Annotated in this window: 8 protein-coding genes; all 8 read left to right on the top strand. The window is 31.8% G+C overall.

Features of this window, described 5'->3' with window-relative positions; translation table 11 throughout:
- Positions 1-347 precede the first annotated feature (347 nt).
- The gene (locus QGM60_RS14830; protein WP_281141032.1) at positions 348-4,481 is read left to right on the top strand and encodes a choice-of-anchor J domain-containing protein; all 4,134 of its coding nucleotides are present in this window, start codon (positions 348-350) and stop codon (positions 4,479-4,481) included.
- 95 nt (positions 4,482-4,576) lie between these two features.
- Positions 4,577-6,289: an FG-GAP-like repeat-containing protein gene (locus QGM60_RS14825; protein WP_281141031.1), complete on the top strand. Its 1,713-nt coding sequence runs from the start codon at positions 4,577-4,579 to the stop codon at positions 6,287-6,289.
- A gap of 45 nt (positions 6,290-6,334) precedes the next feature.
- On the top strand, positions 6,335-8,059 hold the full coding sequence (locus QGM60_RS14820) for an FG-GAP-like repeat-containing protein (RefSeq protein WP_281141030.1): 1,725 nt from the start codon (positions 6,335-6,337) through the stop codon (positions 8,057-8,059).
- A gap of 64 nt (positions 8,060-8,123) precedes the next feature.
- On the top strand, positions 8,124-9,128 hold the full coding sequence (locus QGM60_RS14815) for a glycosyltransferase (RefSeq protein WP_281141029.1): 1,005 nt from the start codon (positions 8,124-8,126) through the stop codon (positions 9,126-9,128).
- A 2-nt stretch (positions 9,129-9,130) separates the two neighbouring features.
- Positions 9,131-10,093 carry a hypothetical protein gene (locus QGM60_RS14810; protein ID WP_281141028.1) on the top strand — a complete coding sequence of 321 codons (963 nt, stop codon included), beginning with the start codon at positions 9,131-9,133 and terminating at the stop codon, positions 10,091-10,093.
- 1 nt (position 10,094) lies between these two features.
- On the top strand, positions 10,095-10,688 hold the full coding sequence (gene coaE / locus QGM60_RS14805; protein WP_281141027.1) for a dephospho-CoA kinase: 594 nt from the start codon (positions 10,095-10,097) through the stop codon (positions 10,686-10,688).
- 105 nt (positions 10,689-10,793) lie between these two features.
- Entirely contained in the window at positions 10,794-12,320 is a 1,527-nt protein-coding gene (locus QGM60_RS14800) for a HAMP domain-containing sensor histidine kinase (RefSeq protein WP_281141026.1), read from the top strand.
- A gap of 9 nt (positions 12,321-12,329) precedes the next feature.
- The gene (locus QGM60_RS14795) at positions 12,330-13,034 is read left to right on the top strand and encodes a response regulator transcription factor (protein WP_281141025.1); all 705 of its coding nucleotides are present in this window, start codon (positions 12,330-12,332) and stop codon (positions 13,032-13,034) included.
- The last annotated feature ends 28 nt before the right edge of the window (positions 13,035-13,062 follow it).

The raw sequence follows: 13,062 nt of genomic DNA, 5'->3' as shown, positions 1-13,062 counted from the left end.
CAATTAAATTCTGGTACTTATTTTGTACAAGTAACTATAGCTAATACAACAAAAACAGTTAGAGTTATTAAACAGTAAACTATAATCAGAATAGATTATGATTTTATAAACAAAGGCCGCTAATTTTTAGCGGCTTTTTTTTTGTGATATATCTGTAAAATTACTACACAAGAAAATTTGAATAGCTCAAATATTAATAGAGTATTATTTCATAAACAAAAAGTATAATTAGTGTGCATTTTTTTCATCGATGTATTTGTCGTTTTAACGATTTGCTTGTTAAAGGTTCTAACCTTTCTATAGAATTAACATATTTTTAAAGAATTACTAACTTTTAATTAATTCTTATGAAAAAAATTACATTGATGCTTTTTGCATTAGTAGCTTTTTATTGGCAATCTAGTGCACAGCTATCTGAAGATTTTGAAACGGACCCTCCAACAGGCTGGAGTTTCTATAATGAAGATGCATCCGGTATAGGATGGATTCAAACAACAGCACAATTTCAAGATGGTGCAGCTTCCTTTTATCATAATGACGATAATTTATCTGCTAGTTTTGAGGATTGGATGATTTCTCCTAGTTATACTGTTGTTAGTGGTGATGAGCTTCGATTTTGGTACCGTCACAATTTTACACCAACTTATGGTGAAGAAAATGGGGTTTGGATATCAACTACAGGTTCAGATCCTATTACTAACCCAGGGGATTATACACTTTTATATGATTTATTGGCTAATGCATCAGAAGATGAATGGACTGAATACATCCAAGATTTAAGTTCATATGTTGGTCAAACAGTTTACATAGCTTTTAAATATAAGGGTGATTGGGAAGATGAACTTTATATTGACACTTTTAGTATAGCTCAACCACCTGCATGTTCTAATCCTTCTACATTAGATGTAGCTAATATTATGGCCTATTCAGCTGATCTTAGCTGGACTGAAACAGGGACAGCAACAACTTATAACATAGAGTTAGTTGATATAACAGGAGGCGGAACACAAACTATGACAGCAACACAATCTGGAGTTTCAAATCCATATACTTATTCGGGACTTGTTTCCGATAATGATTATGAATTCTATGTTCAGGCTATTTGTGGTGGTGATTTGTCGGATTGGATAGGGCCATTTTCATTTACAACTTTAATTTCATGTTATCCTCCTACTAATGCTGCTGTGAGTGGTATAACCACTTCTACAGCAGATTTTACATGGTTAGACGAACCAAATGGCACTTTAGGTTATGAGTTAGAGCTTGGTGCTCTTGGATTTACCCCAGGAAATAGTGAGGAATTACAAGCAGCTACAGCTAATCCTACAGATGAATCATATAGTTTTTCAGGTTTAACTGAAGACACAGCATACGATATTTATATTAGATCTAATTGTGATGCAGATGGTTACAGTGCATGGGAAGGTCCATACACATTTTACACACTTTGTGCGGCAATTGTAGCGCCTTATGCTGAAGATTTTGAAACATTTACTGTTTCTACAGCTGGTTTATCTAATGAAAATTGTTGGAGTGCGACTAGTATTTCTGGATATGTATGGGAAGTAGCTGCTACAACAGATACCTCTTCAGGATCAACAGGTCCTGCTTCAGGTGTAAGTGACGGTAATTATTTGTTTACTGAAGCTACAAGTGGTTCTACAGGAGATGCAATTGATGTATGGTCACCTTTAGTAGATTTAAGTGCATTAACGGTACCTGCACTATACTTTGATTATCATATGTATGGAGCTGATATGGGAACTTTAGAAATTATTGTTAATGTAGGTGGAACAGAAACTGTGTTGTTATCACTTGTTGGACAACAGCAAACATCCGAAAATGATCCTTTTGAAACTGAAATCGTTGATTTATCTGCTTACTCAGGACAAACCATTCAAATAATATTTAGAGGAACTAAAGGTGCAGATTATACTAGTGATATGTCTATAGATAATATTTCTTTTGATGATGCTCCTTCATGTTTTGATCCATCAGACTTAATGGCTTCAAATGTTACAAATAACTCTGCTATACTAAGTTGGACAGAAAACGGTTCAGCAACAACGTATAATATAGAGCTTGTAGATATAACAGCAGGTGGCAATCAAACGATGACAGCTACTGAAACAGGAGTTTCAAACTCTTATGATTATTCAGGTCTTACAGCTAATAATGATTATGAATACTACGTCCAAGCTATATGCGGTACTGATTTAAGTGCATGGGTAGGTCCATATGCTTTTAGTACAGTTTGTGATCCTTTCACAGCTTCTTATTATGAGAATTTTGACACTCCTTCAACACCGAATTTACCGGACTGTTGGTCTAAAATAGAAAATACAACATCTAGTTATGCTAATGTAACTACAAGTACAACAAATGATGTTTCAGAACCAAACTCAATTCGTTTTTATAACTCAGGTGATCTTGATGCTGAATTGATATTGGTAACTCCAATGTTTAGTGACGATTTTACTCAAAATAGAGTTAGGTTCTCAGGTAGAGATAATGATAGTAATGATATTATTGTTGGAACTATAACTGACCCTACAGATGCTACAACATTTACAGAGTTTCAATCTGTAACTCTATCTTCAACAGCAACAGAGTATTCAGTAAACTTTGATACGTATACGGGTAGTGATGCTTATATAGCATTTAAAATGGCACCGCAAGCAACTTATGATTATACTTATATTGACGATTTTAACTGGGAGCCTATTCCAAGTTGTATAGAGCCTTCTGATTTAACAGCATCTAATATTATGCCTTATCAAGCTGATTTAAGTTGGACTGAAAATGGATCAGCTTCATCATATAATGTAGAAGTAGTTTTAGATGGAGAAACACCAACAGGAACACCAACAGATACAGGTGTAGTTAGTGGATTTACTAAAACAGGGTTAACTCCAACAACAGATTATCAGTATTACGTACAGGCAGATTGTACTGGAGGAGATTTAAGTGCTTGGGCTGGACCTTTCAGCTTTACAACACCTTGTGACGTTTTTGTGCCTGATTACACAGAGGATTTTACAACTTTTCTAAATCCTTGTTGGGAGGAAGCTACAGGGCCTATTACAGGACCAACAGCTTATGGAAGTGCTGGATGGACAGCTGATGGTTTCGCTAATGATGGAACCACTGGTAGTGCAAGATTTAATATTTATTCTACAGGAGGTGATGATTGGTTAATTACACCAACATTTGATTTATCTGCTGGAGGATATGAATTGAATATGGATGTTGCACTTACTGCTTACACAGGTACTGCAGCACAAACTATAAATACTGGTGATGCTGTATATGTAATGCAATCAATAGATGGTGGTGCGACATGGACACCTATTTACACATGGGATGACTCTAATTCACCATCAAATACAGGTGACAACTTAACGATAGATATTGCTGCGATAACGAGTTCAACAGTTCAATTTGCTATCTATGCTTTAGAAGATGATAACTCTGGAGGTGATATGAATTTTTATGTAGATAATTTCAAGGTAAGAACTCCGTTAGTATGTACTTCTGCTGTTGTAGATTCTTCAACAATATCTGCGGATTGTTCTAATACACAATTTTATGTAGATGTAGATATTACTACAGTAGGTGATGCTACACAGATTACTGATGGTACCAATACTTATCCAATTTCAGGTACAGGTATTACACAAGTAGGTCCATTTACAAGTGGATCAAGCATTACTTTGACAGTTGAGCATTCAGATTCTGCATGTGATTATAGTTTAGCATTAATTTCTTACACATGTCCACCAGCAAATAATGATTGTGTAAATGCTTCTGTAATTACTCCAGGCTCAACTTTTGGTGAAAATCCTATTGCAGGACAAACAAATGCAGGAGCAACAGATTCTGGGGAGATGCCTTTACCTGGATGTGCTTCATACGATCCAACTGATTCAACAGGAAATGGAGGAGATGTATGGTATGCTGTGACAGTACCTTCTGATGGAAATTTAACAATAGAAACAGATTCTGATCCAACAGGAAATGGAGGAGATGGAGGTATGGCAGTATATACAGGTTCATGTGGTTCTTTAGTTCTTTTAGAATGTGATGATGATGATGGAAATGGCGCATACAGTCAAGTTGTTATTGAACCTACAGATGGGCTAGCTGATCAAACGGTTTATGTAAGAGTATGGGAGTATAGTGGTGATTCTGTAATGAACTTTCAGGTGTCTGCTTTCAGTGCAACTTTAGGATTAGGTGATATCAGTGGTACTTCTAGTTTCACTTATTATCCAAACCCAGTTAAAAATACATTAACATTAAATGCTCAAAACAACATTGATAATGTCGTAATGTATAACATGTTAGGTCAAGAAGTATTAAGAGCTACTCCAAATACTATTGACAGTGAATTGGATATGTCACAATTAAATTCTGGTACTTATTTTGTACAAGTAACTATAGCTAATACAACAAAAACAGTTAGAGTTATTAAACAGTAAACTATAATCAGAATAGATTATGATTTTATAAACAAAGGCCGCTAAATTTTAGCGGCTTTTTTGTATCTTAAATTCTTCTAAAGAAGTAATTAGCAATGAAATTTCGTAATGTATGTTTATTAGTATCATTTCTATTTGTTAATATCTCTATATCTCAAGTTAGTTTTAATGATCTGGCAACTAACTTAGGAATAAATGCTCCTTGTGGAAATACATTTCTTGGAAATGGTATTACTTTTTTCGATTATGATAATGATGGTTGGGATGATATTACTATAGCGTCTGCTCAAGGTTATTCAATACGTTTTTATAAAAATATCAATGGCAATTTTGTTTTACATAGTTTAAATATTGAAGATGATAACTCACAGACCAAACAGATTAATTGGGTTGATATTGATAATGATGGTGACAATGACTTGTTTGTTACCAGTGATACATCAGGTGTGAAACTATATGAAAACTTGGGAAACATGATCATGGAAAACATTACTGATAGCTGTGGAATGCTTTCAGATATTTTTCCTTATTATGGAGCTTCTTGGGGAGATTATAATAATGATGGATTTCTTGATGTTTTCCTGAGTATAAGAAGCCAGAACATTCCCAATATACTTTATAAAAATAATGGTGACAATACTTTTACTATAGTAAATACTGAAGTAGGATTATTAAGTAATGGATTTATGTCATTTTGCTCGGCTTTCTTTGATTATGATAATGATGGAGATCAAGATATTTATGTGTCAAATGACAAGGAAAATTATCCTAATCTAATGTACAGAAATAATGGTGATAATACATTTACAGAAGTAGGAGCGTTGACAGGTACAGCAATAGGCATTGATGCTATGTCGGTTACTATTGATGATATTAACTCTGATGGATGGTTAGACATTTTCGTTACAAATGATGATACCGATAGTGTTTTGTTGCTCAATAATACTGATGGAACTTTTACTGATGTAGCAATAAGTTCTCAAGTAACTTTTAATAGCTTAGGATGGGGCGCCGTTTTTTTGGATGCAGATAACGATAAGGACCTAGATTTATATATAAGTGGTGAAACTGATGGTTCTAATCCAGAGTATTTGTCATCTGCTTTTTATATAAACAATAACGATGGTACTTTTTCATTAAATAATGCTTCTGTTCCTAATGATTTTGCTAATAGTTATTCTAATGCTATTGGAGATTTGGATAATGATGGGTATTCAGAAATAGCTGTTAATCATATCAATCATACTAATATATCTTTATGGAAAAATATAAGTCAAGAAAATAATAATAATTGGCTCAAGATAAAGTTAGAAGGCACAATTGGTAACAGAAATGGTATTGGATCTTTAGTTGAGATTTCGATAAATGGAGAAAAGCAATATCGCTATACATTATGTGGAGAAGGCTATTTATCTCAAAATTCTGCTACAGAAATTTTTGGACTAGGAAATGATTTACAAGTAGACTATGTAAAAGTAAAGTGGTTGAGTGGCGTGGAAGATATTCTATATAATGTTAGTGCTAATCAACAGTTGAATATTACAGAAGCTTCAACACTTTCTTTAGACCCTTATTCTAACACAAACTTTTTAATATTTCCTAATCCAGTAAAGAATATAATTTATGTAAATTCTAAGACTATAATAGAAACCATTATAATCTATAATACTTTAGGTAAAGAAGTATTCAAAACAAGCACTCAAGATTATAGATATAATATTGATTTATCTAATTTTAAATCTGGCATTTATTTTATAAAAGCTATTAATAGTTATGATAACAAAACAGTCAAAATTCTTAAATTATAATTAAGAATAATTAATTGGTTTAACTCATGTATGAAATATATTTTTATGAAAAACTATTTTATTCTTCTAATCTTATTTTTAGTACATGAATTTACCTCAGCACAAGTTGTTTTTAGTGATGAAGCAAGTGTATTAGGGATTGAGGTTTTATGTGGTAACTCTCTGTACGGCAGTGGTATTAGTTTTTTTGACTATGATAATGATGGTTGGGATGATATTACCATAGGAACAGCCCAAGGCGATAATGTTCGTTTTTTTAAGAATTTTAATGGTAATTACATAGAACAGAGTATAAATATTATAACCGACAACACAAGGAACAAGCAAATCAATTGGGTAGATATTGATAATGATGGTGACAATGACTTGTTTATAACCAGTGATACCACTGGAAATAAATTGTATGAAGACTTAGGAAACATGGTCATGCTTGATATTACAGCTTCGTCAGGAATGTTAACAGAATCCCTAGTTACTTATGGAGCTTCTTGGGGTGATTATAATAACGATGGTTTTTTAGATGTTTTTGTTAGCAACAGAGATACTAGTATTCCTAATATTTTATATAAGAACAATGGGGATAATACATTTACAATAGCTAATCTAGAAGCTGGTTTAGATCTTGACCCCACACTTTATTTATCTTTTTGCTCTGCTTTTATTGATTATAATAATGATGGTTACCAAGATATTTATGTTATTAATGATAAATTAGATTACACTAATACGTTATATGAAAATAATGGAGATGGAACATTTACAGATGTAAGTGCTGTTTCAGGAACTAATATAGCTATAGACGCAATGTCTGCTACTATCGCAGATTATAATAATGATGGTTGGTTAGATATTTACGTCTCAAATGATATACCAGGAAATGTGCTTTTAAAAAATAATGGTGATGGAACTTTTACCAATGTAGCTGTTGAAACGGGTACAACGTTCAATAGTGTAGCTTGGGGTGCCGTTTTTTTAGATGCAGATAACGATACTGATGAGGATTTATTTATTAGTGGCGAGCATAATGGATCAATTCCAGGTTATTTGTCATCGGCTTTTTATAAGAGTTTTTACAGTGAAGATGGTATTTATAATTTTAACTTAAACAACTCCTCAATACCAAATGATTTTACTATAAGTTATTCTAATGCTATAGGTGATGTAGATAATGATGGATTTCCTGAAATTATTGTAAATAACATCAATCATAATAATATTACACTTTGGAAAAATAATACAGTAAATGCCAATAATTGGCTAAGAGTAAAATTAGAAGGCACAACGAGTAATAAAAATGGTATAGGATCTTTTATTGAAATATCAATCAATGGAAACAAGCAATATCGTTATACTTTGTGTGGTGAAGGCTATCTTTCACAAAACTCTGCAACAGAATTTTTTGGATTAGGAGGAAATATACAAATTGATTATATAAAAGTAACATGGTTAAGTGGTATTGAAGATATAATATATAACGTTGGTGCAAATCAGCAGTTAAATATTGTTGAGGGCTCCACATTGTCTTTAAGTGAAGAGGCTATAGATGATATAAATTTGTATCCTAATCCAACATCTGGAAAATTATTCATCAATTCAAACAAAACCTATGAAAAAGTGTTAATTTATAATACTGTAGGTCAGAAAGTTAAAGAGATTAAATTTTCTAAAAATGAATCTTCTATTGATATGTCTTCTTTAAAACCTGGAGTTTACTTTTTAGAAGTGCTTGGTGATATCTCAAAACAAACTTTCAGAATAGTAAAGTATTAATAATCCAAAATTAAAAGCTTCAACAATTCTTAAATTGTGAAAAAGGATTATTTACCTTTGTGAAATGAAGGAAATTAGTTTTTCGTTTATTATTCCTGTTTATAACAGACCACAAGAAATTAGGGAGCTTTTAGAGAGTTTTACTCTCCTTCAAGAAGCACCTAAATATGAAATTGTTATTGTTGAAGACGGTTCTACTGATACTTCAGAATCGGTTATAAAGGATTTTAAGGATCAATTGAATATCTCATATTATTATAAAAGCAATTCTGGTCCAGGTGATTCTAGAAATTATGGAATGCAGAGAGCACAAGGTGAGTATTTTATAATTCTTGATTCAGATGTTATTCTACCTTCAAACTATTTAAAAGAAGTAAATGATTTTTTAGAAAATACGTATTACGATTGTTTTGGTGGTCCTGATAACGCACACCCTTCATTTTCCAACTTACAGAAAGCTATAAATTTTGCTATGACTTCTTTTATAACAACTGGCGGTATAAGAGGCGGGAAGAAACAGGTTGAAGATTTTCAACCACGTAGTTTTAATATGGGTATTTCCAAAAAAGCATTTTTAGCTTCTGGTGGATTTGGGAAAATTCATCCAGGTGAAGATCCTGATTTGTCATTGAGATTGCAAAAATTGGGTTTTAAAACAGTTCTGATTGAGAATGCTTTTGTTTACCATAAAAGAAGAATTTCATGGAAGAAATTTTATATACAAGTTAATAAATTTGGACTCGTAAGGCCAATAATTAATCAATGGCATCCAAAGTCCAAGAGCTTGGTTTATTGGTTTCCAACGTTGTTTAGTTTAGGTTTTGTATTATCGTTAGTATTGACTTTATTTAATATACCTATACTTCTTTACTTTTATGTATTATATTTCCTAGTAGCTTTTCTATTGGCATTTATTTCGTCTAAAAATATTATTGTAGCTTTTCAATCTATTCTGGCAATAGGCATCCAGTTTTTTGGGTATGGTTATGGATTTTTAAAATCTACAATTAGCTTGCTTATATTAAAGAAGAAACCAGAACATGCTTTTCCAAAACTATTTTTCAAATAAGTATGAGTTCTAATAGAAAGTTTAATATATCATCTTACTTAAAAAGAAAAAATGCTAAGCGCTTTAGTATATTTTTTCTTGTAGCTTTCATTTTTCTAATCTTTTCTAAGCTTTCAAACGATTATACCCAAAACATTAAATTAAGGGTACAAATTGCGAATACTCAGGATGAAATTGTTCTAAAAAAAGATTCTACAAACATTATTGATGCCTTTGTTAAAGCTAAAGGGTTTTCTATGTTGTCATTTTTGTTCAGTAATACCGAAGATATAGTCTTAGATTCCAAAACCGATGTAACCACAAGACCTGATCATTTTATTTTTGATGTACAAAGTCATAAATTCCTAATTGAAGAACAACTTGGTAAGTCTTACGATCTTCTAACATTATCACCAGACACTTTGAATTTATATTATTCCAAATTAGCATCTAAAAAAGTACCTTTAGTTTTAGAAAGCGACGTTAAATATTCAGTAGGATATGATATAAAAGGTGAATTTTCTACTAATATAGATAGTATTAAGATTGTAGGTTCAGCAAATGAAGTAGATTCAATTCATAAGATTAAAACTAAAAAACTGATCTTAAATGATGTGAATAAGGATATTTCAGAACACGTTGAGGTAAACGTTTCTAAGTATAAAAATATAGAAGTTTTTCCTAAGATAGTAGAGGTGAAAGCTAAAGTAACACGTTTTACAGAAGGTACAATAGAGGTGCCAGTGACATTGGTAAATAAGCCAAAAGACTTAGAAATTAACTTTTTTCCTAAAACGGTTACAGTGGCTTATTATGTAGATTTAGAGAACTATAAGCTTATAAGAAAAGGTGATTTTATAGTAGAATGTGATTTTATGGCTGTTGAAGAAAATCAAACGTATTTAGTTCCTAAAGTCACAAAGAAACCAGAATTTATCAAGAGAGCAAATATTAAACAAAATCGTATAGACTTCATAAAATTGTAATATGATTATAGTTGGTCTTACTGGTGGTATTGGAAGTGGAAAAACCACCATATTAAGGTATTTTGAATCGTTAGGAGTTCCTGTATATATTGCAGATAAGGAAGCTAAAGAGCTTATGAATAGCTCTAAGGTTATTAAAAGAAAACTCACAGAACTTTTTGGAGAAAAAGCCTATGAGAATGGCGAGTTAAATAGGTCTTATTTGGCAACCAAAATATTTAATAATAAAGCATTATTGGCAAAAATGAATGCTATAGTTCATCCAAAAGTAGCTTCGCATTTTAAGAATTGGTTGAAAAAACAAAATGCTCCTTATATTATAAAAGAAGCTGCTGTAATTTTTGAAAATAACTTGGAGGATCAATACAATTACATCATAACCGTAGTTGCAGACGAAGATTTAAGAATCCAAAGGGTGATGAAAAGAGATAATTCATCTAAAGAGAAAGTTAAAGCCATAATTAAAAATCAATTGCCTGATTCAGAAAAAATTAAAAGATCTCACTTTGTTATCACTAATAACAACTTAGGTTCCGCAAAGCAAGAAGCTCATAAAATACACCTTCAAATTCTTGAGAAAACAGAGGAGAATTAACACTAATTCTAATGTTAATGTAAGGTTAAAGGTAATTTATTCTAAATGTTAAAATGTTAAATTTGGGCGATGGGTAAGAAGCTATTCGTCTTGTTGGTAATATTAATGAGCTTATCACTTGTTGGTATCATCTTTGTACAATCATTTTTTATTAATAATACTTTAGAAAATGAGGAAAAGAATTTTACACTCAGTGTAAAAAGAGCTTTAAGTTTTGTCTCTAGAGACATAAAGGAGATGGAAATTAGGGATTATATTTTAAAAATCCGTCCATACCTTTCTAGTCAAGAAGCATTAGACTCAACTTTAATCCAAGAGTTGTACATAACTTCCGAAGACGAACTAAACGAAAAAACCATTGTACACCGCAATACGGTTTTAGAAGAACGCTTTAAAGTACCATCCTTGTTCTTTGAAATTGATGCAGACAGCATAACAATTAGTAATTATACTAATGAGCGTGTAACGGAAATCTACAATAGTACAATTGATGGCAATCTTGGGATTGAACCTCAAGAAATTCTCAGAGATTATTCTTCAATGCCTGAGTTAAGAAAGCAAATGTGGGAAACCTCTTTTAATACTTTCCTTAAAGATGTTCCTATTTATAAAAGGGTAACACCAGAACAAATAGAAACATTGTTAAGAAGAGAACTTCAGGGCGAAGGTGTGATTTTAGATTTTGAATTTGCGATATACGATGATGATTTGGCTACTAAAGTACAAACTGAAAACTTTGAGAAATTAAATGCTTACGGAGTACCTATCTTTTTAGATAATAATAACGAAAGCAGTTATAAGCTTTGGGTAGATTTTCCTGAAAGAAAAAAGTATTTAATATCTTCTATTTTATGGATGATTGTATTGTCCATAATCTTTACAGGTATTATAATCTTAGCTTATGTCAGTGCTATTTATCAGTTGATAAGACAACGACAAATATCACAGATAAAAACAGATTTTATCAACAATATGACGCACGAGTTTAAAACGCCAATAGCAACAATAAATTTGGCATTAGACTCTATTAGAAATCCTAAAATCATAAATGATCGAGAAAAAGTGATGCGTTATTTGGGAATGATAAAGGATGAAAATAAACGTATGCATGCTCAAGTAGAAAATGTATTACGAATATCTAAGCTAGAGAAGAATGAGCTTAACATTAGTAAGGAGCGTCTTAAGTTACACGACTTAGTTGAAGATGCCATTACCCATATTGAGTTAATTGTAGAAGATAGAAAAGGATATGTAAAAACGCATTTGAATGCTGCAAAGTCATCAGTTTTGGCAAACGAATCACATTTCACTAATGTAATAGTGAATATTTTAGATAATGCCGTGAAGTATTCGGATGATGTACCAAAAATAGATGTGTATACAGAAAATGTAGGTAACAATATCATTTTGAAGATTTCAGATCAAGGTAACGGAATGTCTAAACAAGTTGCCAAACGTGTGTTTGAAAAATTTTATAGAGAACACACAGGGAACGTACATAATGTAAAAGGACATGGGCTTGGTTTAGCCTATGTAAAACAAATAATAGATGACCATCAAGGTCATATATCAGTAGAAAGTGAAAAAGGAAAAGGCAGTACTTTTATTATAAAGTTGCCATTAATATCATAAAGTAAAACTATGGAAGAGCAAAACAAGAAAATTCTTTTGGTAGAAGACGATCCAAATTTTGGAACAGTTTTAAAAGATTATTTAATGATGAACGATTACGACGTTGTCCATGCCAAAAATGGAATGGAGGGTTTTGAAAAGTTCAAAAAAGACGATTATGATCTTTGTATACTGGATGTCATGATGCCTTATAAAGATGGTTTCACCTTGGCAAAAGAAATTAGAGAAAAAAACGAAGATGTTCCAATTATATTCTTAACGGCTAAAGCTATGAAAGAAGATGTACTTAAAGGGTACAAAGTTGGTGCAGACGATTATTTAAATAAACCTTTTGATAGTGAGGTATTACTCATGAAAATAAAGGCAATAATGCAACGCAAAGCTACCGACACTATAGCTGACAGCAAGCAATTTGAATTTAAAATCGGTCGTTTCGATTTAAACTCAAAACTTCGTTTCTTAAAATTTGATGGAGGTGAACCAACAAAGTTATCACCAAAAGAAAATGAATTGTTACGTTTATTGGCTTTACATGAAAATGATTTAATGCCAAGAGAATTAGCATTGACTAAGATCTGGAGAGACGATAACTATTTTACATCTCGTAGTATGGATGTTTATATTGCCAAATTACGTAAGTATCTAAAACCAGACGAAAATGTTGAAATTTTAAACATTCACGGTGAAGGTTTTAGATTAGTAGTAAATAAATAAGAAAAGTTGAAACTTTATAAATGAAAAA

The sequence above is a fragment of the Winogradskyella sp. SYSU M77433 genome (assembly GCF_029911945.1).
Classification (GTDB): Bacteria; Bacteroidota; Bacteroidia; order Flavobacteriales; family Flavobacteriaceae; genus Winogradskyella.
Note: the sequence above shows the minus strand (reverse complement) of the source record. Positions and strands in the feature narration are given on the sequence as shown.